Source organism: Brachybacterium squillarum M-6-3, from assembly GCF_000225825.1.
Lineage (GTDB): Bacteria > Actinomycetota > Actinomycetes > Actinomycetales > Dermabacteraceae > Brachybacterium > Brachybacterium squillarum.
Genome location: NZ_AGBX01000007.1, coordinates 724,708 through 748,566, shown reverse-complemented (window position 1 = coordinate 748,566; position 23,859 = coordinate 724,708). Strand labels below are relative to the sequence as shown.

At 75.0% G+C, this 23,859-nt stretch carries 21 protein-coding genes; 12 read left to right on the top strand and 9 right to left on the bottom strand.

Annotated elements, in window-relative coordinates; genetic code table 11:
* Nucleotides 1-45 precede the first annotated feature (45 nt).
* The 6 genes from mtrB (at nt 46) to secA (ending at nt 9,606) form a co-directional block, all read left to right on the top strand.
* Nucleotides 46-1,653: an MtrAB system histidine kinase MtrB gene (mtrB, locus tag OM98_RS13090; protein WP_245528780.1), complete on the top strand. Its 1,608-nt coding sequence runs from the start codon at nt 46-48 to the stop codon at nt 1,651-1,653.
* Nucleotides 1,650-3,407: an LpqB family beta-propeller domain-containing protein gene (locus tag OM98_RS13085; RefSeq protein ID WP_010535084.1), complete on the top strand. Its 1,758-nt coding sequence runs from the start codon at nt 1,650-1,652 to the stop codon at nt 3,405-3,407. The genes mtrB and OM98_RS13085 overlap by 4 nt, the downstream gene beginning before the upstream one ends.
* Before the next feature lie 83 nt (nt 3,408-3,490).
* On the top strand, nt 3,491-4,402 hold the full coding sequence (locus OM98_RS13080; protein ID WP_010535083.1) for a ComF family protein: 912 nt from the start codon (nt 3,491-3,493) through the stop codon (nt 4,400-4,402).
* A 109-nt stretch (nt 4,403-4,511) separates the two neighbouring features.
* A complete protein-coding gene (hpf, locus tag OM98_RS13075) occupies nt 4,512-5,162 on the top strand; it encodes a ribosome hibernation-promoting factor, HPF/YfiA family (protein WP_010535082.1) in 651 nt (216 codons plus the stop codon).
* A gap of 82 nt (nt 5,163-5,244) precedes the next feature.
* Entirely contained in the window at nt 5,245-6,546 is a 1,302-nt protein-coding gene (locus OM98_RS13070) for a winged helix-turn-helix domain-containing protein (protein WP_010535081.1), read from the top strand.
* A gap of 96 nt (nt 6,547-6,642) precedes the next feature.
* Nucleotides 6,643-9,606, top strand: a complete 2,964-nt coding sequence (gene secA / locus OM98_RS13065; RefSeq protein WP_010535080.1) for a preprotein translocase subunit SecA — start codon at nt 6,643-6,645, stop codon at nt 9,604-9,606.
* Between the two features lie 172 nt (nt 9,607-9,778).
* On the opposite strand, the gene OM98_RS13060 is transcribed toward secA, so the two are convergent.
* Entirely contained in the window at nt 9,779-10,174 is a 396-nt protein-coding gene (locus OM98_RS13060) for an Rv3235 family protein (RefSeq protein ID WP_010535079.1), read from the bottom strand.
* Nucleotides 10,171-11,301 carry a LysM peptidoglycan-binding domain-containing protein gene (locus tag OM98_RS13055; RefSeq protein ID WP_139017719.1) on the bottom strand — a complete coding sequence of 377 codons (1,131 nt, stop codon included), beginning with the start codon at nt 11,299-11,301 and terminating at the stop codon, nt 10,171-10,173. The genes OM98_RS13060 and OM98_RS13055 overlap by 4 nt, the downstream gene beginning before the upstream one ends.
* A 309-nt stretch (nt 11,302-11,610) precedes the next feature.
* Here OM98_RS13055 and OM98_RS13050 point away from each other — a divergent pair, with 309 nt between their 5' ends.
* On the top strand, nt 11,611-12,153 hold the full coding sequence (locus OM98_RS13050) for a hypothetical protein (RefSeq protein WP_010535077.1): 543 nt from the start codon (nt 11,611-11,613) through the stop codon (nt 12,151-12,153).
* Between the two features lie 87 nt (nt 12,154-12,240).
* Here OM98_RS13050 and OM98_RS13045 read toward each other — a convergent pair whose 3' ends face one another.
* Nucleotides 12,241-12,525 (bottom strand): helix-turn-helix transcriptional regulator, encoded by a 285-nt coding sequence (locus tag OM98_RS13045; RefSeq protein WP_010535076.1) that lies wholly within the window; start codon nt 12,523-12,525, stop codon nt 12,241-12,243.
* A gap of 215 nt (nt 12,526-12,740) precedes the next feature.
* Between OM98_RS13045 and OM98_RS13040 the strand changes: the two genes are divergently transcribed.
* The 3 genes from OM98_RS13040 (at nt 12,741) to OM98_RS13030 (ending at nt 15,175) form a co-directional block, all read left to right on the top strand.
* Nucleotides 12,741-13,376, top strand: a complete 636-nt coding sequence (locus tag OM98_RS13040) for an SAF domain-containing protein (RefSeq protein ID WP_010535075.1) — start codon at nt 12,741-12,743, stop codon at nt 13,374-13,376.
* Entirely contained in the window at nt 13,373-14,638 is a 1,266-nt protein-coding gene (locus OM98_RS13035) for a CpaE/TadZ family protein (protein ID WP_010535074.1), read from the top strand. The genes OM98_RS13040 and OM98_RS13035 overlap by 4 nt, the downstream gene beginning before the upstream one ends.
* Nucleotides 14,639-14,740: 102 nt before the next feature.
* A complete protein-coding gene (locus OM98_RS13030; protein ID WP_010535073.1) occupies nt 14,741-15,175 on the top strand; it encodes a DUF6912 family protein in 435 nt (144 codons plus the stop codon).
* A 37-nt stretch (nt 15,176-15,212) separates the two neighbouring features.
* Here OM98_RS13030 and OM98_RS13025 read toward each other — a convergent pair whose 3' ends face one another.
* Nucleotides 15,213-15,707 carry a DUF2505 domain-containing protein gene (locus tag OM98_RS13025; protein ID WP_010535072.1) on the bottom strand — a complete coding sequence of 165 codons (495 nt, stop codon included), beginning with the start codon at nt 15,705-15,707 and terminating at the stop codon, nt 15,213-15,215.
* A 90-nt stretch (nt 15,708-15,797) separates the two neighbouring features.
* Between OM98_RS13025 and OM98_RS13020 the strand changes: the two genes are divergently transcribed.
* Nucleotides 15,798-17,288: a sensor histidine kinase gene (locus OM98_RS13020; protein ID WP_010535071.1), complete on the top strand. Its 1,491-nt coding sequence runs from the start codon at nt 15,798-15,800 to the stop codon at nt 17,286-17,288.
* Nucleotides 17,289-17,359: 71 nt separating this feature from the next.
* Here OM98_RS13020 and OM98_RS13015 read toward each other — a convergent pair whose 3' ends face one another.
* Nucleotides 17,360-17,608, bottom strand: coding sequence for a WhiB family transcriptional regulator (locus OM98_RS13015; protein WP_010535070.1), 249 nt, complete (start codon nt 17,606-17,608; stop codon nt 17,360-17,362).
* Between the two features lie 316 nt (nt 17,609-17,924).
* Here OM98_RS13015 and OM98_RS13010 point away from each other — a divergent pair, with 316 nt between their 5' ends.
* Entirely contained in the window at nt 17,925-18,362 is a 438-nt protein-coding gene (locus tag OM98_RS13010) for a hypothetical protein (RefSeq protein WP_010535069.1), read from the top strand.
* A 26-nt stretch (nt 18,363-18,388) separates the two neighbouring features.
* Here the strand turns inward: OM98_RS13010 and OM98_RS13005 are convergent, their stop codons facing one another.
* From OM98_RS13005 to OM98_RS12990, 4 genes are all read right to left on the bottom strand, one after another.
* On the bottom strand, nt 18,389-20,896 hold the full coding sequence (locus OM98_RS13005) for an ABC transporter permease (RefSeq protein ID WP_010535068.1): 2,508 nt from the start codon (nt 20,894-20,896) through the stop codon (nt 18,389-18,391).
* On the bottom strand, nt 20,896-21,633 hold the full coding sequence (locus OM98_RS13000; RefSeq protein ID WP_010535067.1) for an ABC transporter ATP-binding protein: 738 nt from the start codon (nt 21,631-21,633) through the stop codon (nt 20,896-20,898). The genes OM98_RS13005 and OM98_RS13000 overlap by 1 nt, the downstream gene beginning before the upstream one ends.
* A 178-nt stretch (nt 21,634-21,811) precedes the next feature.
* Nucleotides 21,812-22,522 carry a response regulator gene (locus tag OM98_RS12995; protein ID WP_010535065.1) on the bottom strand — a complete coding sequence of 237 codons (711 nt, stop codon included), beginning with the start codon at nt 22,520-22,522 and terminating at the stop codon, nt 21,812-21,814.
* Nucleotides 22,522-23,796: a sensor histidine kinase gene (locus tag OM98_RS12990; RefSeq protein ID WP_010535064.1), complete on the bottom strand. Its 1,275-nt coding sequence runs from the start codon at nt 23,794-23,796 to the stop codon at nt 22,522-22,524. The genes OM98_RS12995 and OM98_RS12990 overlap by 1 nt, the downstream gene beginning before the upstream one ends.
* Nucleotides 23,797-23,859 lie beyond the last annotated feature (63 nt).

Below are 23,859 nucleotides of genomic sequence, written 5' to 3'. Positions count from 1 at the left end.
GCCCTCACCGGTGCGGATCCCCGCTCCTGGCCCCTGGCCCTGCGGGTGGTCGTGGTAACCACGGTGCTGTCCACGGTGGCGGTGCTGGCCGTCGGCTCCTACCTGTCCTCCGTGATCGCCGACGGGCTCTACGAGCAGCGCCGCGAGAGGGTGCTGGAGGAGACCGCCGAGGTGCGCAGCGACCTGATGGTGCAGATGGCGAACCTGGCCGACTCCACCACCACCCAGCAGCAGGACCAGGCCACGGCCTTCGTGAACCCCTCGGGCAGTCAGGGTGAGGCCTCGCACCGGGAGATCGCGCTGGTGCCCGTGGACGAGGGTGCGAGCGTTCTGCAGGTGGCCTCCGACGAGTCCCTGCTGGACCAGGTGGGCTCCGGCTTCCGGGAGACGGTGGCGGCGGAGCCCGAGTCGCTGGTGTGGCGGTCGATCGCCTGGGACGCCGGCAGCGGGCAGGAGATCCCGGCCCTGCTGGTCGGCACCCGCGTCGAGGTGCCCGGCACCGGCACCTACGACCTCTTCGTGCTCTACCCGATGGAGGAGGAGCAGGAGACGCTGTCCTTCGTGCAGCGGGTGATGCTGGGCGGCGGCGGCGTGCTGCTGGCCCTCGTGGTGGGCATCGCGGTGGTGGTGGCGCGGCTGGTCACCACCCCCCTCAAGCGCGCCGCCGAGGCCGCCGAGCGGATGGCCGGCGGCGACCTCAGCAGCCGGGTCGTGGTCTCCGGCGGCGACGAGCTGGCGCGGGTGGGGGTCTCCTTCAACGAGATGGCCGACACCCTCGAGCAGAAGGTCGAGGACCTCACCGAGCTGTCCCGCCTGCAGCATCGCTTCGTCTCCGACGTCTCCCACGAGCTGCGCACCCCGCTGACCACGATCCGGATGGCGGCCTCCGTGCTGAACACCGCGCGCGAGGACCTGCCGGGGGAGCTCGGGCGCACCGCGGAGCTGCTGACCGCGCAGGTGGAGCGCTTCGACGCGCTGCTGGCGGATCTGCTGGAGATCTCCCGCTTCGACGCGGGCGCCGCGGTGCTCGAGCCGCAGCGCGAGGACCTCGGCGCCCTGGTGGAGCGGGCGGTCCGCGACGCCGCCCCGCTGGCGGAGGCCCGTGGCTGCGAGCTCGAGGTGCATCCGGCCGCCGGGGACCTGCACGCCGTGGTCGACGCCCGGCGGGTGGACCGGGTGCTGCGCAACCTGCTCACCAACGCCATCGAGCACGGCGCCGGCGGACCCGTGGTGGTGCGCTGCGCGGGCGACGAGCAGGCCGTGGCGGTGGTGGTCCAGGACTTCGGGCACGGCATCTCCCCGCAGGACGCCCGGCGCGTCTTCGACCGCTTCTGGCGGGCCGATCCCTCCCGCGCCCGGACCCTCGGCGGCACCGGCCTGGGGCTGTCGATCTCCGCGGAGGACACCCGGCTGCACGAGGGCTGGCTGCAGGCCTGGGGGCAGGAGGGCCGCGGCGCCGTCTTCCGCCTCACCCTGCCGCGCCGTCCGGGCACGCCGCTCACCCGCTCGCCGCTGCGGCTGGAGCGCTCCTTCGTCCGCGGAGCCGAGGAGCCGCCGCCGATCACCGGGGAGCTGCCCGTCGCCCCCGACCAGCTGCCCGGCTGGGACACCGAGGAGTCCCCGGCCGACCTCGACCGGGAGGAGGACCGATGACCGCACCCCGACCCGACCGTCCCGGACGACACGACCCCGCAGTCCGCCCCGCGCTGCCGGGGCGCCGCCGCGTGCTGGGTCTCGGCGCCGCGGCGCTCCTCGGGCTCGGCACCGGCTGCGCCCGCATCCCCACCTCCACCGACATCGAGGTGCGACCGGTGGGGGAGGGCGTCTCCGGCGGCGCCCCCTACGTGCGGGCGGTGCCGCCCGAGGACGGTGCCAGCGCCGTGGAGGTGGTGCGCGGCTTCGTGCAGGCCGGCGTCGGAGCGGCCGACGACTACGCGGTGGCCCGCGAGTTCCTCACCCCGTCCGCCCGCGAGTCCTGGGACCCCAGCTCCGGGGTCACCATCTACTCGGGCACCCAGGAGCTGGAGATCCAGCAGGCCGGCAGCGCCACCGTCACCCTGGCCCTGCGCTCCGTGGCCGCCCTGGACTCGGCCGGGGTGCGCAGCGTGCTGGCCGGCCCCGCCAACCGGCAGTTCTCCCTCGAGCTGGAGCAGGTCGAGGAGCGGTGGCGGATCGCGAGCCTGCCCGACGGGATCTTCCTGTCGGAGGCGGCGTTCGAGGCGCTGTTCGCCCCCGGCCAGCTCTACTTCGTGGATCCGCGCGCCCGGCACCTGGTGCCCGACCACCGCTGGTTCCTGCTGCAGGACGCCGCAGGGGAGGTCCTGGACCGCCTGGACGCCGGGCCCTCACCGGTGCTCGGCGAGGCCGTGACCAGCGCGGTCCCGGCCGAGTCCGGCATCGGCCTGGCCCGGCTGGGCACCGCTGCCGACGGCACCCCGGAGATCACGGTCCCCGGGGTGATCGGGGCGCTGCCCGCCGCGGCGCGCGCCCGCGCGCTGGCCCAGATGGAGTCCTCGCTGCGCTCCGTGCGCACCCTCTCGAGCACCCAGCTGGTGTGGGCCGGGGCCGATATGACCCCCACCGACGAGCCCCCCCTGGAACGGGCGCTGCCCGTCCACCGCCCCATCGCAGCCGGGGCCCGCGGCGTGGTCTCCCTCGACGAGGGCACCGCCGGCGGCGCCGGCACCCAGCTCGTCCCCGCGCTGGAGGACATGACCGTGCGCGCCCCGGCGATCGCGAAGGACGGCGTGCTCGCCGCCGCCCTGCGGGAGGACGGCAACGCCGTGCTGATCGCCTCCGCCGACGGCTCCGTGCCGCGCCGGGAGGCCGTCACCGGGGCCGGCTTCGTGCCCCCGCGGGTGGACGACGCCGGCTACGTGTGGACCAGCGTCCCCGGGGGCAGCGGGCTGCTGGTGGCGCTGCGCGGCGACGGGGCCGGCGACGACGTGCTGATCGACGCGGCCTGGCTCGAGGGGCGCGAGCTGAGGGCCCTGGACCTCGCCGCCGACTCGACCCGGATGCTGGTGCTCTCCACCCAGGACGACACCACCCGGCTGGACCTCTGCGCGGTCGTGCGCGACGCCGAGGGCGTGCCCACCGCGCTCACCGAGCCGCGGGTGCTCCGTGTGCCGGGCATGGAGGACCTCGCCCAGGCCGGCTGGTACGACGACCAGGCGGTCCTCGTGCTCGGGGTGCAGACCGCCGACGAGCAGGTCCGCGCCCAGGTGGTGGACCTGGCAGCGGGGGTCGACACGCTGCCCGGCTTCGACGGCCCGGTGGAGCGGATCGCCGGGACGGCCGTCGCCGATGCCGTCTGGGCCGGCGACGGCGCCGGGACCCTGTGGCGCAGCGACGGCGAGAGCTGGCGCGAGCTGGACCTCGAGGCCACGGATCCCGCCCTGTACTGACCGGCCGCCCCTCCCCAGCCGCCCTCCGTCCACCGCCGCGCCCGCTCCGTGGCCGCTCGGGCCCGACGGGCGTGCGATGGGGCATGGCAGATCACGGGGCAGGACGCCGGGGCACCGCGCGGCGGACCGGGGAGCAGGCCCGGGGCGGGGGCGCACGGTCGCTGCTGCGGGAGGTGCTCGCCGAGACCGGGGGGCTGCTGGCCCCGCGGCACTGCCCCTGCGGCCGGGAGCGGACCCGACTGTGCCCGGACTGCGCCGCGGAGCTGGCGGGGCCCCCGCGCCGGGTCGAGTCCCGCTGCGAGGTGCTGCAGGTGCTGGCGGACGCCCGGGTGCGGCCCGGGGGTGGCCTCCCTGCCGGGGTGGACCTCGCCCCGCTGCTGCCGGTGCTCGCCCTCGGCCCCTACCGGGGCAGGCTGCGGGACCTGGTGCTGGGCTGGAAGAACGGCGGTGCCCTGCACCTGGCGCGGCCGCTGGCCGCGGCCCTCGCCCCCGCCGTGCGGGAGCTCGCGGCCGTGGACGTCGAGGGAGTCGAGGGAGCGGAGCCCGTGCTGCTGGTGCCCGCCCCCTCCTCCCGCGCGGCCCGGATCCGTCGCGGGGAGGACCACGTCGCCGAGCTCGCGCAGGAGCTCTCGCGCACCGGGGTCGCGGAGACCTGGCGCGGACGCCTGCGCACCCCGGTCTCCCAGCACGGCCGCTCGGGGGTGCAGCGCCGCTCCCGCCACGTCGAGCTGGGCCGCGGCACCCCGCTGGAGGGCCGCGCTGTGGTGCTGCTCGACGACGTCGTCACCACCGGGGCCACCCTGCGCGCCCTGCACGCGGCGCTCACCGCCGCCGGTGCCCGCGTGCAGGGCGCGATGGTGCTCGCCGCGGCCCGCTGGCCCGAGGAGCCCGACACCGATGGGACCAGCATCCGGGGCGGGATCCCGGACCTTCCCGGCACACCGCGCGGGATGCGATCGCTCCCAGGACATCCCGAGGATCGCGTGGCACACTAGTGCTCCCCGTCACACCTGGACGGTCCTTCTGAGAAGGAGGTGAGCACCTCAGCGCACGAGCCATCGCGGCCGGGCTCCGAGCGGCCGCCCCCGATCAGAGGAGAACTCAATGGAGATCAATGTCGTCGGACGCCATATGGACGTCCCGGACCGATTCCGTCGCCACCTCAGCGAGAAGCTCGACAAGGTCACCCAGCTCGCCCCCGCGGCGCTCCGGGTGGACGTCGAGGTCTCCCAGGAGAAGAACCCCCGCCAGTCCGAACTCAGCGACCGCGTGGAGCTCACCGTCGTCGACAACGGCGCCGTGATCCGCTCGGAGGCCCGGGCGGACGACCTCTACGGGGCCCTGGACATCGCCTACGGAAAGCTCCTCGAACGTCTGCGTCGCGCCCGCGACAAGCGCAAGGACCACCGCCGCGGCCGCGACCGCTCGCACCAGGCCGGTGCCCCGTCCCTGCGCACCATGACCCCCGACGGCGAACCGCCCGCGCCCCTGTCCGAGCCGGAGCCCGCTGCCCCCGCCGAGAGCGACGCCGCGGAACAGGACCTCGCCACCCAGGGCTCGCCCGTCGTGATCCGCGAGAAGAAGCATCCTGCCCGGCCGATGGACATCGACGACGCCCTGTACCAGATGGAGCTCGTCGGCCATGACTTCTTCCTCTTCGTCGACGCCGAGACCGGCAACCCCAAGGTGGTCTACCGCCGCAAGGGCTGGAACTACGGCGTGATCGAACTGGACGGCGCCCTGCCGACCGGCTGAGCACCCCACCCCGAGGGACGGGAGGGCACCGCGGTGCCCTCCCGTCCCGCTGCGCGTCCCCGTCCCCGAGCCGAGAGACCCGATGCCCGCCACCCCACCGCCCGTCGCGACCCTGAGCTGGACCGACGCCCGCCGCATCGCCCTGCACGCCCAGGGCATCGGGGGCAGCCGCCGCACCGCCGTCGCCTCCCCGGCACGCAGCCGCGAGGCCCTCGCCGCCACCCTCGCCCGCACCCAGCTGCTGCAGATCGACTCCGTCAGCGTCTTCGCCCGCGCCCACCACCTGCCCGCCTTCACCCGCCACGGCAGCTGGGACACCCGGGTGCTGGACCGTGCCGCCGCCCCCGGCGCCGGGTCGCGGCTGCGCGAGGCCTTCGCCCACGAGGCGGCCTACGTGGACGAGGACGTGTTCGCGCTGCTCGCCTTCCGGCGCCGCCGCGTCGCCGAGCAGGACTGGGGCGCCGTCCGCCGCGCCGCCGAGCGCTCCGGGCACCTGCTCGAGGACGTCGCCGCCCTGCTGGCCGAGCACGGGCCGCTGAGCGCCGCCGCGATCTCCCGCCACCTCGGTGACGAGCAGCGCGGGGAGGGCTGGGGATGGCGCCGCACCGAGAGTCAATGGGTGATCGAGTACCTGTTCCGCTCGGGGGCGCTGGACTGCGTGGGCCGCAGCCCCCAGTTCGAACGGCTCTACCTGCCCGCCGGGGACCTCACCGCCGCCGCGCTCGCCGACACCGCCGGTCCCGGCCCGGACCCCGCCCCCGCGATCCGCGAGCTGGTGCGCCGCGCCGCCCGCGCCCACGGGGTCGCGGACCTCGCGACGCTGGCCGACCACTTCCGGCTGCGGGTCGGCGAGGCCCGGCCGGCCGTGCAGGAGCTGCTCGCCGAGGGCGAGCTGGAGCCCGTCGCCGTCGCCCACCCCCGCGGCGAGCTGGCGATGCTGCGCCACCGGGACGCCCCCGAGCCCGCCCCGCTGCGCGCCGCCGCCCTGGTCAGCCCCTTCGACCCGATCGCCTTCCACCGGCCCCGGCTGGCCGCCCTGTACGACGTGGACTACCGCATCGGCATCTACACGCCCGCCGCCGAGCGCACCACCGGCTACTACGCGCTGCCGTTCCTGCACGGCGACCGCTTCCCGCTGCGGGTGGACCTGCGCGCCGACCGCGCCCGCGGCGTGCTCGAGGTGCGCGGGGTGCACGCCGAGCCGCTGCCGCACCTGGGCCCGCGCCTGCGCACCCCGCAGGGGGCCGTGCTCGAGGCGCTCGCCGGGGAGCTGTCCCGGGCCGCCCGCTGGCAGGGCCTGGAGGGCATCGAGGTGGCGCGCGGGAGCGGCGGCGGGGAGCTCGCCGCACCGCTCGCGGAGCTGCTCGCCGCCCGCGCGGGGTGAGGCGGGCCGCATGAGGCGGACCGTTCACCCGGTGGCGCTTACGATGGTCGATGCACGAGGCGCCCGCACGGGCGCGACGCGATCCAAGGAGCACGAGTGGTCAACCTCTTCGACACCATCCTGCGCGCCGGCGAGGGGCGCGAGGTGCGCCGCCTCGAATCCATCGCCCAGCAGGTGACGGAGGCCGGCGACGTCTTCGCCGAGCTCAGCGACGAGGAGCTGCGTGAGGAGACCGACCGCTTCCGCGAGCGTCTGGAGGACGGCGAGACCCTCGACGACATCCAGGTCGAGGCCTTCGCCGCGGTCCGCGAGGCGGCCGACCGCACCCTGGGCCAGCGCCCCTACGACGTGCAGGTGATGGGCGGCGCGGCCCTGCACCGCGGCCGCATCGCCGAGATGAAGACCGGCGAGGGCAAGACCCTGGTCGCCACCCTCCCGGCCTACCTCAACGCGCTGGCCGGCAAGGGCGTCCACATCGTCACCGTCAACGACTACCTGGCCTCGTACCAGAGCGACCTGATGGGCCGCGTCTTCCGCGCCCTCGGCCTCTCCACCGGCGTGATCAAGGCCGGGATGACCCCCGCCGAGCGCCGCGAGCAGTACGCCTGCGACATCACCTACGGCACGAACAACGAGTTCGGCTTCGACTACCTGCGCGACAACATGGCCCACAGCCCGGACGAGCGGGTGCAGCGCGGCCACTTCTTCGCGATCGTCGACGAGGTCGACTCGATCCTCATCGACGAGGCCCGCACCCCGCTGATCATCTCCGGTCCCGCCTCCGGCGACGCCAACAAGTGGTACTCCGAGTTCGCGAAGGTGGTCACGAAGCTGCGCCGCGACCGCGACTACGAGGTCGACGAGAAGAAGCGCACCGTCGGCGTGCTGGAGACCGGCATCGACCAGGTCGAGGACCACCTGGGCATCGAGAACCTCTACGAGTCGCTGAACACCCCGCTGATCGGCTTCCTGAACAACGCCATCAAGGCCAAGGAGCTGTTCAAGAAGGACAAGGACTACGTCGTCCTCAACGGCGAGGTGATGATCGTCGACGAGCACACCGGCCGCATCCTCGCCGGCCGCCGCTACAACGAGGGCATGCACCAGGCCATCGAGGCCAAGGAGGGGGTGAAGATCAAGGCCGAGAACCAGACGCTCGCCACGATCACCCTCCAGAACTACTTCAAGCTCTACGAGAAGCTCTCCGGCATGACCGGCACCGCCGAGACCGAGGCCGCCGAGTTCATGAACACCTACGACCTCGGCGTGGTGCCCATCCCCACCCACCGGCCGATGCAGCGCGAGGACCAGCCCGACCGCATCTACCGCACCGAGAAGGCGAAGTTCGACGCGGTCGTCGAGGACATCGTCGAGCGCCACGACCGCGGCCAGCCGGTCCTCGTTGGCACCACCAGCGTCGAGAAGTCCGAGTACCTCGCCACCCAGCTGAAGGGCAAGGGGGTGCCCCATGAGGTGCTGAACGCGAAGAACCACGCCGCGGAGGCGGGGATCATCGCGATGGCCGGCGCCAAGGGCGCGGTCACGGTGGCCACCAACATGGCCGGCCGCGGCACCGACATCATGCTCGGCGGCAACGTGGAGTTCATGGCGCACGCCGCCCTGGAGGCCCGCGGTCTGGACGCCGAGGAGGACCCGGAGGCGTACGAGCAGGCCTGGGACGAGGAGCTGGAGCGGGCCAAGGAGTCCGTCGCCGAGCAGCATGACGAGGTCACCGAGCTGGGTGGCCTGTACGTGCTGGGCACCGAGCGCCACGAGTCCCGCCGCATCGACAACCAGCTGCGCGGCCGCTCCGGCCGTCAGGGCGACCCGGGGGAGTCCCGCTTCTACCTCTCCCTCCAGGACGACCTGATGCGCCTGTTCAACTCCGGCGCCGCTTCGTCGCTGCTGGCCCGCGGCGGGGTGGACGAGTCGATCCCGCTGACCGGCCGCATGGTGTCCCGCGCGATCCAGAGCGCGCAGAACTCCATCGAGTCCCGCAACGCGGAGATCCGCAAGAACGTGCTGAAGTACGACGACGTCCTCACCAAGCAGCGCAAGAAGCTGTACGAGGAGCGGGCCCGGGTGCTCGAGGGCGAGGAGCTCGACGAGCACGTGGAGGCCTTCGTCGAGGAGGTCATCGGCGGCACCGTCGACGCCCACACCAAGGGGGTCACCCCCGAGGACGTGGACCACGAGGAGCTGTGGGGGGCGCTGCGCAGCGCCTACCCGATCTCCATCACCGCCGAGGAGCTGATCGAGGAGGTCGGTGGCGCCGAGAACCTCAGCGCCGCCGTGCTGCGCGAGGAGATCCTCTCCGATGCCCGCCTGGCCTACGAGCGCCGCGCCGAGGAGCTGGGAGAGGCCGGGCTGCACCAGCTGCAGCGGCGCGTGCTGTTGTCGGTGATGGACCGTCGCTGGCGCGAGCACCTCTACGAGATGGACTACCTCAAGGAGGGCATCGGCCTGCGGGCGATGGCCCAGCGCGACCCCCTGGTGGAGTACGAGCGCGAGGGCCACCTGATGTTCAACGACATGGTCGCGGGCATCAAGGAGGACACCGTCGGGTTCGTGTACAACCTCGAGGTGCAGGTCGAGAAGTCCGAGTCCGTGGTGCCGAAGGCCGTCTCCGACCTGCTGGGCAAGGGCACGGCGGCCGCGGCGGGTGTCGCCTCCGCCCGCTCCGCCGGGACGGACGCCGAGGAGAGCGCCACCGTGGCCGCGGACGCCGGGACGGCCACCGCCGAGGACGGGGCGGATGCCGCGGCCGGGACCGACGCGGACAGTACCGCCGAGGAGGAGGGCGTGCTCGAGGACTCCGAGGGGCGTGCGGACGCCGAGTCCTTCGCCGAGGAGTCCGAGGTGACCCTGTCCGCGAAGGGCCTGGACGACGGTCCCAGCCCCGACCGCCTGCGCTACAGCTCCGCCGAGGGCCGCGAGGCTCAGGACACGACCACCCTCTCGCGGGCCCAGCGCCGCCGGCAGGAGCGCCGGAGCAGGCGCCGCACCGCCCCGGGCGCCGCGGACCGGCCGGACGGCGATTCCCCGCGCGGACGTCGCTGACGCCGCCCCGCGGCGGGCACGGCACCCCACGCAGGAGCCGGGACGAAGCCGATTCGTCCCGGCTCCTGCGCGCTCCGTCCCCGCGGTGCGACCCTGCAGTGCGACCCCGGAGTGCGTCCCCCGCGTCGCGTCCGGTCGCGCACGGTGCTGTCCGGCCCTCGCCCGGCGACGCTCAGCCGATCTCGAGCACCGTCACCCGCCAGCCGCTGTGCCGCAGCTCCCAGCGCATCGCCAGGAAACGGGAGCGCTCCGGCTCGCGCAGCACGCAGCTCGCCTCGACGGTGCGCTGGTTGACGACGCAGGTGCGCACGCCGCTGACCTGCAGCCGCTGGGTCGGGGCGTAGCCCGTGGCCGCGCGCAGCCGCCGGGTCAGGGAGGCCCGGCGGGCCAGCATCTGCGCCACCTCGGGGGTCACGATGCGCGCCAGGGCGTTCTCCGGGCGCATGTCCCGCACGATCTCCACGGCCCGGCGGGCCACCGGCTCCACCATGCGCTGCACGGTGCGGGGGTCCTCGAGGTCGTACTCCGGGGCGGCGGGGGCCGCGGGGCGCTGGTCGGTGGTGCTCATCCATGCTCCTGCTGATCGAGGCCGGCAGGCACCTGGAGCACCTGGCCGGGCCGGAGGCGGTCGGGGTCGTCCCCGATCACCTCGTGGTTGTGCTGGTACAGAACGGGCCAGGCGGCCGCGATCTCGGCATCGCTCTCGGGGCCGTCCCCGAGCAGCTCGTCGGCGAGGGACCACAGCGTGTCGCCCTCGTCGACCACGACCGTCCCGGGAGGTTCCGCGGGCGGATCCTCCGGGCCCGGTACGGCCGTGTCCGTGTCCTCCTCCGGGGCGGGGTCGGGCTCCGTCGGCTCCTCGGCCGGGCCGGAGCCGTCCGGGGTGGTGGTCTCGGGGGTCGTGGTCTCGGGGGTCGTGGTCTCGGGGGTCGTGGTCTCCGGGGTGGTGGTCCCAGGTGCCGTGGTCTCCGGGTCCACGGTCTCTGGGGTCCCGGCGGGGGAGGGACTGCCCTCCCAGCCCAGGCTCGGGAGCTCCTCGTCCTCCCGCGCGGAGGGCTGCTCCGTCGGCGCGCCCCCCTGGTCGGAGGGCCCCTCGGCTCCGCCCTCCGCGCCGTGTCCGTCCTCGGAGCCGGCGGGGGTTGCGGCGGCCGCGGCGCATGCCCCGACGTCGCGGGGCGCGGCGGGGGCCGACGCGGGGGCCGAGGAGGACAGGGCCTGGGCGTTCCTCGGTGCGAGCTGCTGGGAGCAGGCGGTCTCGTCCGCCTCCGGGCCGGGAGCCAGCACCACGGCGGATGCCCCGGAGAGCGTGAGACCGGCGACCGCGGCGGTGGCGCCGGCCCCGAGCACGACCTGCCGGGCCAGACGCGGGGCGAGCACGCGCAGCGCCGGCAGCATGGCGCGGCCCGTCGTGCTGGCGGGTCCGGAGAGCAGCACCACCGTGGTCAGGCCCCAGATCGCGGCCAGGTACAGACACAGCAGCGCCCCGAGGGCGGCCGTCGTGGCCAGCAGGGCCGCGAGCAGGCCCGAGGGGCCGAGCCCGGTCATCGCCTCCCCGGCCATGCCCCGTGCCGTCAGTCCCATCGCCAGCGCTCCGGCAAGGGCGAGCACGGTTCCTCCGGCGGTCCGCGCCACCCGCAGCGGGGCCACCACTTCGTACACCGGGCCCCGGGCCCTCGTGGGTGGTGCTGGGCTCATGGCTCCCCCTGCTGCGTCGTTCCAGGCCGCGCGGCGACCGACAATCTGCTCGAACCGGACCAAGGTCCTGTTTGGTGTCGTTTGCTGTGATTCGAGGTGTTACTCAGAAAACTAGGCACGGGTGATGGTCGACACAATCGGTCGATGGTGCCGAGCTCGCGGGCCGCGGCACGGTCCGCTCGTCCTTTCGTCCCATCGGCCTGTCCGGGGTCGTCCGAAGGGACGAGGCGGGGGTGCGCTGCTGGTCCCTTCGACCCGTGCTGCGGGGGGCGTGCTCGCGCGGGCGGCTCCGGGTCCTACGGTGCCTCCATGCGATTCGACCGGATCTTCGAGGACATCGAGGGGCGCTTCGACCACGAGGAGCGCGAGGAGCTGCGCGCCGTCTCCGAGGACCTCACCCGGGCCGAGCGCGCGCAGGTCACCCTCGCCGACCGGCTGCGCGCCGCCGGGGACCGGCCCGTCATCCTGCACCTGGGGCAGGACGTGCGCGTGCACGGAGTGGTGCAGGAGGTGGGCCCGGACTGGGTGCTGCTGCGACGACGCGCGACCTCGGACCGCGCCCTGGTGCCGCTGGGACGCATCGCAATGGTGGAGGGCCTGGGCCCGCGGGCCCGACCGGCGGAGGAGGCGGCGCCGCAGCTGCAGCTGGCCGGGATGCTCCGGCACGTGGCCCGGGACCGCAGCCTGGTGCGGCTGGAGACCGTGGCTGGCTCCCTCGCCGGCCGGCTCGCCGGGGTGGGGGCCGATGCCCTCGAGCTGTCGTCCACCCCCACCGGGGAGAGCTCTCCGGTACCGGGCTCCGCCCGGGTGACGGTCGCCCTGGCGGCGCTGCGGCTGGTCCTGCTGCCCTGACTCCCGCTGCTCTGCTTTCGGGTGCGCTGACCCGATGCCCAGCGGACACGCGGCTCCGGGGACGGGGTCGGGCAGGGCGTGCCGGGGTCAGCGGTGCGCGGAGCCCCCGGGGCCCGGCGCGCGCTGGCGGGCGGCACCCGCCGGACGGGCCTCGGCGCACTCGCGGGCGTGCTCCTCCTCGAGCCCCTGGGCGGTCGCGGCGTAGCTGCGCTCGATGTACGACTCGATCTCGTCGATCTCCACCCGCCACTGGCCACGGCCGCCGACCTTGATGGCCCGCAGCTCGCCGGAGCGGACCAGGGCGTAGGCCTGCGAGGCGGAGATGGACAGCATCTCGGCCACGTCGGACAGCGGCACGAATCTCGGCTGCATCGGAGTCCTTCCGTTCTCAGGCCGGGCAAGCGGTTCCGCACAGCGTCTCACCCCGCGGCGCTCGACGCACCGGTGCTGTGGACGAGTGCGCCCGTGCCTGCGCACGGGCGGGGCAGGCCCCCGGTTGTCCACAGCGGCCCCGCGGCCGCGTGCCCGGCTGCCGTAGCCTCCCCGCAGCGCCCGGCGCCGCCTGCCGGGACGGGGAGGAGGGGACCATGACCAGCACCGCACCCGCGATGAGGCTGCGCCGCCCGCGGTGGAAGGACCCGCGGCTGATCGTCGGCATCGTGCTGGTCATCGCCAGCATCCTGATGGGCGCCCTGATGGTCTCCGGGCTGGCCCAGACCACCTCCGTGCTGGTCGCCCGCACCGCGATCGTCCCCGGTCAGGAGATCCTCCCGGAGGACCTCACCACCGTGGAGCTGCGCCTCGGCGATCAGGACGCGCTGTACGTCGGCGCCCTCGAGGCGATCCCGGAGGGAGCTGTCGCCACCCAGCCGGTGCGGCCGGGCGAGCTGCTGCCCGCGGCTGCCGTCGGCCAGTCCGAGGACGTGCCGCTGCGCCCCGTCATGATCCCGGTGGACACCGCCGTGGCCGAGTCCGTCACCCCGGGGTCGACCGTGGAGCTGTGGCACACGGCCGATGCCGAGGAGGCGGACGGGGAGGCCGAGCTGCTCGTCGAGGACGCGGTCGTGCGCCGGGTCGACGAGGGCAGCTCCCTGGCCATGCGCACGATGGCGGTCGAGGTCCTGGTGCCGCAGGAGGACGTGGCCGCCGTGCTCGAGGTCCTCTCCCGCGACGAGCGGCTCGACGTGATCGGGGTGCCCGGCGCCTATGGGGCGCGGCCGTGATCGACGTCGTCCTGTGCGCCTCGGGCAGCGACGAGGTCCGCATCGTCCACGACCTCTCCCGCGACCACCGCGAGGATGCCCGGGTGGTGCGGCGCTGCGCCGACCTCGCCGAGACCCTCGCCGTCGCCGCGGCGGGCATCGGGGACGTGGTGCTCATCGACCTCGGGGTGCGGGGGCTCGGCCGTGACCCCCTCGCGAGCCTGCTGCGGGACGCCGCGGTGGTCGGCCTGCGGGCGCCGGAGGACGGCGAGCTCACCGCCCTGGGGCTGCGCCACGTGGTCGACCCGGCGGCGCCGGTCGCCACCATCCTCGAGGTGCTGCGCGCCGCGGTGGCCGGGGACGTCGACGAGGACGCCGCCTGGACGGTCCCGGCCGAGGAGGAGGCGCCGGGCGAGCCCGGCCGGCTCGCCGTGGTGTGGGGGCCCGGCGGCGCCCCCGGCCGCTCCACCGTGGCGGTGAACCTGGCCGCGGAGGCCGCCCGCGCCGGGGAGGAGGTGGTGCTGGTGGACGCCGACACCTACGGTCCCGCCCTCAGCCAGGTCCTCGGGGTGCTCGACGAGGCCCCCGGGCTGGTCGCTGCCTGCCGCGCCTACGACCGCGACGCCCTGGACGAGGACACCCTGGACGCGCTGCTGCCGCTGGTCCAGCCCGGGCTGCGGCTGCTCAGCGGGATCGGGGTGCCGGCCCGCTGGCCCGAGCTGCGACGCTCCGCCCTGGAGGGGGTCTGGGGCGCCCTGCGCCGGCGCGGCGGACTGGTGGTGGCCGACGTCGCCGCGGTCCTCGAGGAGGACGAGGAGCTCAGCTACGACACCGCGGCCCCGCAGCGCAACGCGGCGACCCTCACCGCCCTGCAGCGCGCCGACGTGCTGCTCGCCGTGGTGGGCGCCGACCCGATCTCCCTGACCCGGCTGCTGCGCGAGCGCGCCCGGCTGCAGGAGCTGGGCGCGCCAGCGATGGAGGTGCTGGTCAACCGCGTCGGCTCCCCGGTGCCGGGGGAGCGGGTGCGGGAGCTGCTGGACCAGCGCCTGCCCGGGGTGCCCGTGCATCTGCTGCCGGACGATCCCGCGGCCTGCCGAGCCGCCCGCTGGGACGGCGCCCTGCTGGCCGAGGCGGCGCCCCGCAGCGCGCTGCGGCGGTCCCTGCGGGAGATCGCCGACTCCGCGGCCCTGCTCGGGGAGGAGGCCGCCCCGGTGATCGACGAGGAGCCGATCCGCGGGCCGTGGCCCCGGTGGCGCCGCCTGGTGCCGATCGGCGGCGGCTGAGCCCTACACAGCTGCTGAGCCCTACACAGCTGCTGAGCCCCGCAGAGCGGTCGGGCCCCGCGGATTGGCCGAGCGCCGCAGGGCGGGTGAGAGACTGGGCCCATGCGGATCTTCCTGCCCCTGGACCCCGGGGACCACGCCGTCCTGACCGCCTCCCGGACCCGCCTCGAGCTGGCCGCGGACCGTCCCGCCTGGGCGGTCACCGCGGAGGCCCGTGCCGAGCGTCCCGGGGTGGACGAGGAGGACCTCGACTACGACGCCCTGCAGGACGCGGTGCACGTGGCGCTCCAGGCCGCCGCCCCCGCCGAGCGGGCGCTGGTGATCGCCGCCGACGTGCCCGACCGGGACCTCGCCGCCGCCACCGACACCGGCGGCGCCTACGGGGTGCGCACGACGGCCGACACCACCGCCCGGATCGCCGCGCTGCACGTCACCGAGCTGGACGCCGCGGCCGCCGAGGCCGACGACACCGATCCGGCGCTGCTGTGGTTCGACGTCAGCGAGGGCGCCGCCGCCCTGGCCTACCGCCGGGCGTGATCACCTCGGCCGGCGCGCGGCCGCCGGGTCGCATCGTCTACCGCTGCGCGTAGTCCGCGGCGGCCCGCTCCTCGGCCCGCAGCACCCGCGCCACGTACGGCACGGCGGCCTTCTCCAGGCGGGATCCCAGCAGCGGCACCCGCGCGGTGAGCTCCCCGCGGATCTCCACCACTGAGCCCTCGCCGGAGGGGCGCAGCTCCATGCGGGCCTCGAGGCTCGCGGGGGTGCCCGCCACCTGCAGGTGCATCGTGCCCGTCCGGGAGCCGTCCGCTTGCGGCGCCTGCCATTCCTGGCGCTCGGAGACCGTGACCGAGGTGCCCACGAAGGGACGCACCATGTCCGGCACCCCGTCGGTGGGCAGCGTCAGCTCCGTGCGCACCGTGAAGGCCCCGGCGGGGTCGCCCGTCACCGCGGCGTGGGCGGCGCTCGCCCCCAGGGCCTCGCGGCGCATCGCCGCATATCCCTCGTCGGCGTACATCGCCGCCGTCCCGGTGGGGGACTGGGGCAGGGTCAGGGTCTCGTGCAGCTGCATGCGCATCCTTCCTCGCGGCGCGGATGCCCCCAGCCTATGCCTCCCGCACGCCGTCACCGGGCACCCGGGAAGGGCCCCTATCCTGAGGACATGCCGAGCCTGTCCAAGTTCCTCGCCGACATCCCCTCCTACCCCGAGCACGGGGCGGACTGGCTGCAGCACCTGGTGGGCGACTGGAACCTCGTCTCCGACCTGCTGCGCGCTGACCTGGTGCTGTGGGTGGGCACCGAGCGGGGCGCGATGGCGGTGGCCCACTGCCGCCCGGCCACCGGCCCCACCGTCTACTACGAGGACCCCGTGGGGGAGCTGCTGCCCGGCGGCGACAACCCCTCCCTGGACGTGCTGCTGGACGGCGGCCGCCTCGCCGCCGAGGAGATCGCCGTGCAGCGGGAGGGCCGTGAGGCCACCGGCCTGCTGGTGCCCGTGCGCAAGAACGGCGAGACCCTCGCCGTGATGGCCGTGGAGTACCCGCTGAGCACCGCCACCCCCTCCACCAGCGAACTGCGCCAGCAGCAGCTCGGCCGACGTCTGCTGGGCATGCTCGAGCACGGGGCCTTCCCTATCGAGGGTGCTCCGATCCCGCCGCGCCGCGGCGCCCCGCGGGTGGGCGACGGCGTGGTCCAGCTCGACGAGCAGGGGGTCGTGCAGTGGGCCTCCCCGAACGCGCTGTCGGCCTTCCACCGCTTCGGCATCAGCGGCGACATGCACGGCACCACGCTCGCGGAGATGACCACCGAGGTGCTGCAGACCCGCAGCCCCGTGGACGAGTCGCTGCCGCTGGTGCTGATGGGTCGCGCCGCGTGGCGCTCGGACATGCAGGCCCGCGGCGGCACCCTGTCCCTGCGGGCGGTGCCGCTCACCGAGGGTGGCCGCCGCACCGGGGCGATGGTGCTGGTCCGGGACGTCACCGAGCTGCGGCGCCGCGAGCGCGAGCTGATGACCAAGGACGCCACCATCCGCGAGGTCCACCACCGGGTGAAGAACAACCTCCAGACCGTGGCGGCCCTGCTGCGGATGCAGTCGCGGCGGATGAAGACCGACGAGGCCCGCGAGGCGCTCGCCGAGGCCATGCGCCGAGTCTCCACGATCGCCCTGGTCCACGAGTCGCTGCTGCAGGGCTCCCAGGAGTCGGTGGTCTTCGACGACGTCATCGACCGCTGCCTGCGCCTGGCGGTGGACGCCGCCAGCGCCACGGTGCACCGGGAGGGCACGCCGCGGCTGACCGAGACCCAGGTGGAGGTGCGCACCGAGAAGATCGGCCGGGTCGGCTCCATCCGCGCCGAGGACGCCACCCCGCTCGCGCTGGTGGTCACGGAGCTGGCCACGAACGCCGTCGAGCACGGGCTCTCCGAGAACGGCGGCACCCTGACCGTCCGCAGCGAGCGCACCGGCTCCCACCTGGTGATCTCCATCGAGGACGACGGCCCGGGGATGCGCACCACCGGGCCCACGGGGCTGGGGACCAACATCGCCCAGTCGCTGGTGCAGGGCCAGCTGGACGGCACCCTCACCTGGACCGGCCGCGACGGCGGCGGCACCTGCGCGGTGATCGACGTCTACCTGGACCCACTGGCCGTGTGAGGGTCCCGGAACGACGAACGGCGCGGATCCCACGAGGGGATCCGCGCCGTTCGGCGTGGAGGGGGGAGACGTCAGCCGGCGCGACGGGCGCGGGCGTTGCGACGCTTCAGGGAGCGGCGCTCGTCCTCGGAGAGGCCGCCCCAGACGCCCGAGTCCTGGCCGGACTCGAGGGCGAACTTCAGGCAGGCGGTCATGACGTCGCACTTCTGGCACACCGCCTTCGCCTCCTGGATCTGGGTGATCGCGGGGCCGGTGTTCCCGATCGGGAAGAACAGCTCGGGATCATGCTTGAGGCACTCCGCCTGGTGGCGCCAGTCCATCGTCACTCTCTCTTTCCAGGACGCCCCGACCGGCCCGGGAGGGCGGGACGAGGCGAGGTTTCGCCCCGGCGGGGGACGGTCTCGGGTCTCGGGGCCCCGGTGGCCGGTCGGGCGAAGATCGCCGGGATGACCGGCCCCGCTGCGGGGCCTGATCCATTCTCCGGGGCCTCTGGTCGCCCCGACAAGAGCTGCCGACGATCCCGCTGGTGGCACTTCCCACACGGCATCCGGGCCCCGGCATGGTACGAACCGGGCGGCCTCGGAGCGGGCACACCGTGCGGCCGGCGGGCGCGATGCCGGCGGATACAGTGCCTGCATGGCCCCCTCCCCGCGTGACCCCGACCCCGCGCCGCCCTCCGCGCTGCCGGACCCGGACCCCCGCAGCCGCCCTCTGGCGGCGGCCGGCCTGGGCCTGGAGGCGCTGCTGCTGGCGGCCGTGGCGACCCTCTGCCTGGTCTGGACCGCCGGCGGGCAGCTCGACGCCCGCATCGGGGCGGGCCTGGGGATCTTCCTGCTGCTGTTCGCGGCCGGCGCGGGACTGGCGGCGCGCTCGGTGGTGGCCCGGGGCCGCTTCGGCCTCGGCTACGGCATCACCTGGCAGATGTTCCAGGCGCTGGTCGGGGCGAGTCTGCTGCGCGGGGGGCTGCTCTGGCAGGGCGGTCTCGCGATCCTCCTCGCCGTCGCCGTGTTCGTGCTGCTCACCCGCCTGGTGCGCTCCACCCCGCTCCCGGACGGGGAGCGGGATAGACGCTGATCAGCCGGGGGATCACTCCCCGCTCCTCACTCCCCGCCGGCCAGCGCCGCGGCGGGTGCGGTGCGAGCGGCGGCCCGGCCGGGGATCACCGAGGCCAGCGCCCCGGCGAGGATCGCGGTCCCGAGCACGATGCCGAGCCGTCCCCAGGGCAGGGAGATCGTCACCGGGAAGTCCGCGCCGAGGATCGCGGTGATCCCGAGCATCCCGTAGACGGCGCCGAGCACGATGCCGAGCACGGCGCCGACCAGCGCCAGCAGCACGCCCTCCCAGCCGAGCATGGCCCGCATCTGGCGCCGGGTGGTGCCGAGCGCCCGCAGCAGGGCGTTCTCCCGGGTGCGCTCGACGACGCTCAGGCTGAGGGTGTTGGCCACCCCGACCAGGGCGACGAGCACGGCCACGGCCAGCAGCCCGAGGGTGATGCCCAGCAGCACGTCGAGGATCTGCCCGTAGGCCTCCCGCTCCATGCCGCCGGCCTGGATGGTCGGCTCCTCCCAGCCCTCCTGGGCGGTGACGGCGGAGACGTCGAGGTACAGGGCGCCGGCGTCGATGCCCTCGCGGGCGGCGGTGCCGGGGTCGGCGTGGTCGGCGAGCACCACCGGTGCGGTGTCGTCGCCGGCCAGGTCCTCCAGGGTGGCGGGGGTGACCAGGAACATCTGCAGGTTCGCATCGATCACGACCTCGAGCTGCACGGGGGTGCCGTCGGCGCCGTCCACGGTGATGGTCTCGCCGCCGGTCAGGCCGAATATCCCGGCGCGCTCGGCGCCGATCAGCACCACGCCGTCCGCGAGCTGGTCGGCGGCCTCGGGCCGGTGGGAGATCTCGCGCATCGTCTCGGGGGTGACGGCGTAGGTGGTCATGGTGTCCCGCGCGCCCACCTCCACCTCGGCCCGCTCGGTGGGCAGGGCGGCGGCGACGCCGGGCACGGCGGCGACCTGCTCGGAGGCGTCGGCGGGCATGGCCTCGGCGGAGATGACCAGGTCGATGGGGCGGCGGGAGTCCAGCTCGGAGGTCAGGGAGACCTCGGCGGTGCGGGCCCCGACGGCCATCATCGTCATCAGCGTGGTGCCGATCAGCAGGGCCCCGATGGTGGCGGCGCTGCGGCGGGGGTTGCGGCCCACGTTGGTGCGGGCCACCCGGGCGGGCAGTCCACCGAGCCGGCCGAGCAGCGATCCGATGCCGCGGACCAGGGGAGCGGTGAGCAGGCGCAGGCCCAGCAGCAGGCCGCTGAAGCTCAGCACCCCGCCGGCCATGCCGGTGAGGATCCCCACGGCCCCCTGTCCGGCCAGGGACAGGGCCGTGCCGCCGACGAGCAGGGCCACGCCGAGCGCGAAGAGCACGATGCCGATCACGCCGCGGGCGCCGGGTCCGCGGCCCCGCACGGCGGCCTCGGCGGGGCGCAGCGTCTCCAGCGGCGCCACCCGGGTGGCGGCCCGCATCGGGGCGAGGCTCGCCAGCAGGGTGATGAGCACCCCGGCGAGGATCGGCAGCAGCACGGAGAGCAGGCTGATCGGGACCATTGCGAGCCCCTCGAGCCAGCCGATCCCCGCCGCGGCGGCCAGCACCGCCTGCACCAGCAGGTGCCCGGCGAGCACGCCGATCCCGGCGCCGAGCAGGCCCACCAGCATCGACTCCCGCAGCACGACGCGGCGCACCTGGGCACGGGTGGCGCCGAGGGTGCGCAGCAGGGCGAGGGAGCGGGTGCGCTGGGCGACGGTCACGGCGAAGGTGTTGGCGATGACGACGGCGCTGGTGAACAGGGCGATCACCACGAACACGCCGAGCACCATCAGCAGCACGATCGAGCTGCCGGTCAGCTCCTGCACCTCCTCGTCGATGACCTCCTCGCTGGTCCGCACGGTGAGGTCGTCCCGGGCGGCGGCCGCGGCGACGGCGGCGGGGTCCTCGCCCGCGGCGACGTCCGCGAACCAGGTGCCGGAGTCGGTGCCCTCGAAGGGCCCGAGCAGGGAGGCGGCGTTCTCGGGGGAGATCATCACGCGGGCGGTGGCGCCGAAGACGGAGCCCTCGGCGCCGGGGGCGATGCCCACCACCTCGTACTCGGTGCGCTCCCCGGCCATCGAGAGGTCGGCGCCGACGGTGACGGTGTCGCCCACGGCGGCGTCGAGCTGCTCGGCGGCGGTGGCGTCGAGCACCACCTCGTCGGCGGAGCTGGGCAGGGTCCCCTCGACGAGGGTGGGGTCCTCGGCCAGGGCGACGGCGTCCAGGAACAGCTCCCGGTCCCCGTCCGGACCGCTCATCGCCACGAAGCCCTGGATCTGCGGGCGGACGTCGGTGGCGCCGGCGACCTCGGGGGCGGGCAGCGGCTGACCGGCGGCGAGGTCCTCCTCGTCGATCCCGGTGGTGATCACGAGGTCCGTGCCCGCGTAGGTCTGGGTGGCCTGGGAGCTGAGGGCCTGGGTCAGCAGGGTCCCGGCCACCACCATCACGGCGACGAAGGCGCAGGACAGGGCGATGGTGATGACGGCGGCGAGGTGCCGCCGCAGCGGGGTGAGACGGATCGGCGTGGTGCGGGCCATCAGCGCTCGCCCCGCAGGGTCTCGTCGCGCGCGATGCGACCGTCGGCGAGGGTGATGATGCGGTCGGCGCGCTCGGCGGCGTCCCGCTCGTGGGTGACCATGACGACGGTCTGACCGAACTCGTCGACGCTCAGGCGGAGGAAGTCCAGCACCTCCTCGGTGGTGCGGGAGTCGAGGTTGCCGGTGGGCTCGTCGGCGAAGACCACGGCCGGGGAGGTGACCAGGGCGCGGGCGATGGCGACGCGCTGGATCTGGCCGCCGGAGAGCTGCGAGGGCAGGTGGTCCAGGCGCTCGGTGAGGCCGAAGGCGCCGGTGATGGTGTCCAGCCAGGCACGGTCCACGCGGGCCCCGGCGAGCTCGAGGGGAAGCAGGATGTTCTGCTCGGCGGTGAGCATCGAAAACAGGTTGAAGGACTGGAAGACGAAGCCGACCCGCTCACGGCGGAGCTTCGTCAGCGCGTCATCGCCGAGGGTGGTGATCTCGGTGTCCTCGATGCGGATGGAGCCGGAGGTGACGATGTCGAGCCCGGCCAGGGTGTGCAGCAGGGTGGACTTGCCGGAGCCGGAGGGGCCCATGATCGCGGTGAAGGCGCCGCGGGCCACGTCGAGGTCCACCCCGTCCAGGGCGGTGACGGTGCCGGCGCCGGTGCCGTAGGTGCGCACCAGCTCCCGGGCGACGATGGCGGGGGCGTGCCCGGCGGCCGGGGCGGGGTCGGGGGCGAGGTCGGTGGTGGACATGCGGCTCCTTGCACAGGGGTGTCAGCGCGGATCGGGATGTCCCGATCCTCCCGGCAGGGCGCTGGCCTGCGCGTCCGCCCCCGGGCCGATCCGGCCCCGCCCTGGGGAGGGGATCGGCGGCGCCGGGTCATACCCCGGTCGGAGTCGCCACCCGGTGCCGGCGGCGGGCGAGGTCCGCTCAGGTGCCCGCGGAGTCCTGCCCGGGGGTGACCAGCCCGGTCTCGAAGGCGATGATCACGGCCTGCACCCGGTCGCGGGCGCCGAGCTTGCTGAGCACCCGGCCGACGTGGGTCTTCACGGTGGCCTCGGCGACGAACAGCTCGGCGCCGATCTCCTGGTTGGAGCGGCCCAGGCCCATCAGGGTCAGCACCTCCCGCTCCCGCTCGGTGAGGTCCCGCAGCGGAGAGGTGTCCGGGGCGGCGGCCTCGGGGGCGGTGACCACGCGCTCCAGCAGGCGCCTGGTGGCGGAGGGAGCGATCACGGCGTCGCCGCGGTGCACGGTGCGGATCGCGGCCAGCAGCTCCTCGGGCTGGGCGTCCTTGAGCAGGAAGCCGCTGGCGCCGGCACGGATCGCGGCGAGCACGTACTCGTCCAGGTCGAAGGTGGTCAGCACGATCACCCGGGGCTCCCGGCCGGCGGGGGCCTGGGCGAGGACGCGGGTGGTGGCCTCGATGCCGTCCAGGCGGGGCATCCGCACGTCCATCAGCACGACGTCGGCGCGGTGGGCGCGCAGCAGCTCGACGGCCTCGAGGCCGTCGGCGGCCTGGCCCACCACCTGCAGGTCACTCTGGGAGTCGATGACCATCGAGAAGCCGGCGCGGACCAGGGGCTGGTCGTCCACCAGCACGATGCGCAGGGGCGCGGCGGGGACGGGGTCGGGGCTGGTCATCAGGCTGTCCTCGAGTCGGTGGCAGTGGCAGTGGCAGTGGCAGTGGCGGTGGCGTCGGCGGGCTCGGCGACCGGCAGGGTCGCGAGCACGCGGAAGCCGTGCCCGGCCAGGGGGCCGGCGCGGAGGGTGCCGCCGTGCACGGCCATCCGCTCGCGCATCCCGGTGAGCCCGTGCCCCTGACCGTCGGAGCCGGGGTCGCTGCCGCGACCGTCGTCGAGCACCTCGATCTCGAGCATCCGGGTGTGGCGGCGCAGGGTGACGGCGGCGCTCGCGTGGGGTCCTGCGTGCTTGAGCACGTTGGTCAGGGACTCCTGCACCAGGCGGAAGACGGCCATGCCCCGGGCGGGGGAGAGGTCGTCGACGTCGGCGTCCTGCTGCAGGGTGACGCGCAGTCCGGCGGCGCGGACGCGGGCGGCGAGGTCCTCGAGCTGGCCCGGGCCGGGCTGGGGGCCGTAGCTGGTCTCCTCGTCCTGGCGCAGCACGCCGAGCAGGGAGCGCATGTCCGCCAGCGCCGCGCGGCCGGTGTCGGAGATGGTGGTGAGCACCTGGGCGGCCTGCTCGGGCTGCTGGGCGGCCACGAAGCGTCCGCCGTCGGCCTGGGCGATGATCACCGACAGGGAGTGGGCGACGACGTCGTGCATCTCGCGGGCGATGCGGGCGCGCTCCTCGGCGACGGCCAGGGAGGTGCGCTGCTCGCGCTCGCGCAGGGCCTGCTCGGCCCGCTCGGCGATCAGGTGCAGTTGGCGCTGCCGGGCTTGCTGCAGGCTGGCCAGGGCCCACACCGCGACCAGGGCGATGGTTCCCGTGACCAGCAGACCCACGAAGGCGGCGAGCCCGGCCAGCGGGCCGCCGTACGGGTCCAGGTACGCCTGCAGGCCCCAGTACACGGACTGGATGAGCATGCCCAGCACCCCGGCGCCGATGCCCGACCACCGCACCCCGGGGGACCCGTAGGCGATCGCGCAGAACATCGCGTAGAAGGTGACGGTGTCCCCGCCGATCACGGGCATCCCCGCGATCATGTGCAGCACGGCGAGGGAGCCGATGAGGGCCACCCCGAGGCCCGGCCGGACGCGGCACACGGCCGCCGACAGCAGCATCGCCAGCGTGAACGGCAGCCACCAGCCGCCGCTGCCGGGGACCACGCCGAGCAGCAGCACCAGCACCGCGATCCCGCCGAAGACGATGAGGTCGACGGTGCCGGGATGGGTGATCACCCAGCCGAAGGGGTCGCGGCGCCGGCGGGGCGGGCGCGGGGTCTCGGCGTGGGTCATGGTCGCCAGGCTAGGCCGCGCACACCCGCGGCCGCGTCCCCCCGTGGGCGGACCCGGGGTGGC

Excerpts from the sequence above, each read along its gene's own strand:
- OM98_RS13085 (WP_010535084.1), top strand. The coding sequence starts at position 1,650 with ATGACCGCACCCCGACCCGACCGTCCCGGACGACACGACCCCGCAGTC.
- OM98_RS13080 (WP_010535083.1), top strand. The coding sequence starts at position 3,491 with ATGGCAGATCACGGGGCAGGACGCCGGGGCACCGCGCGGCGGACCGGG.
- hpf (WP_010535082.1), top strand. The coding sequence starts at position 4,512 with ATGGAGATCAATGTCGTCGGACGCCATATGGACGTCCCGGACCGATTC.
- OM98_RS13070 (WP_010535081.1), top strand. The coding sequence starts at position 5,245 with ATGCCCGCCACCCCACCGCCCGTCGCGACCCTGAGCTGGACCGACGCC.
- OM98_RS13060 (WP_010535079.1), bottom strand. The coding sequence starts at position 10,174 with ATGAGCACCACCGACCAGCGCCCCGCGGCCCCCGCCGCCCCGGAGTAC.
- OM98_RS13055 (WP_139017719.1), bottom strand. The coding sequence starts at position 11,301 with ATGAGCCCAGCACCACCCACGAGGGCCCGGGGCCCGGTGTACGAAGTG.
- OM98_RS13050 (WP_010535077.1), top strand. The coding sequence starts at position 11,611 with ATGCGATTCGACCGGATCTTCGAGGACATCGAGGGGCGCTTCGACCAC.
- OM98_RS13045 (WP_010535076.1), bottom strand. The coding sequence starts at position 12,525 with ATGCAGCCGAGATTCGTGCCGCTGTCCGACGTGGCCGAGATGCTGTCC.
- OM98_RS13040 (WP_010535075.1), top strand. The coding sequence starts at position 12,741 with ATGACCAGCACCGCACCCGCGATGAGGCTGCGCCGCCCGCGGTGGAAG.
- OM98_RS13030 (WP_010535073.1), top strand. The coding sequence starts at position 14,741 with ATGCGGATCTTCCTGCCCCTGGACCCCGGGGACCACGCCGTCCTGACC.
- OM98_RS13025 (WP_010535072.1), bottom strand. The coding sequence starts at position 15,707 with ATGCAGCTGCACGAGACCCTGACCCTGCCCCAGTCCCCCACCGGGACG.
- OM98_RS13020 (WP_010535071.1), top strand. The coding sequence starts at position 15,798 with ATGCCGAGCCTGTCCAAGTTCCTCGCCGACATCCCCTCCTACCCCGAG.
- OM98_RS13015 (WP_010535070.1), bottom strand. The coding sequence starts at position 17,608 with ATGGACTGGCGCCACCAGGCGGAGTGCCTCAAGCATGATCCCGAGCTG.
- OM98_RS13010 (WP_010535069.1), top strand. The coding sequence starts at position 17,925 with ATGGCCCCCTCCCCGCGTGACCCCGACCCCGCGCCGCCCTCCGCGCTG.
- OM98_RS13005 (WP_010535068.1), bottom strand. The coding sequence starts at position 20,896 with ATGGCCCGCACCACGCCGATCCGTCTCACCCCGCTGCGGCGGCACCTC.
- OM98_RS13000 (WP_010535067.1), bottom strand. The coding sequence starts at position 21,633 with ATGTCCACCACCGACCTCGCCCCCGACCCCGCCCCGGCCGCCGGGCAC.
- OM98_RS12995 (WP_010535065.1), bottom strand. The coding sequence starts at position 22,522 with ATGACCAGCCCCGACCCCGTCCCCGCCGCGCCCCTGCGCATCGTGCTG.
- OM98_RS12990 (WP_010535064.1), bottom strand. The coding sequence starts at position 23,796 with ATGACCCACGCCGAGACCCCGCGCCCGCCCCGCCGGCGCCGCGACCCC.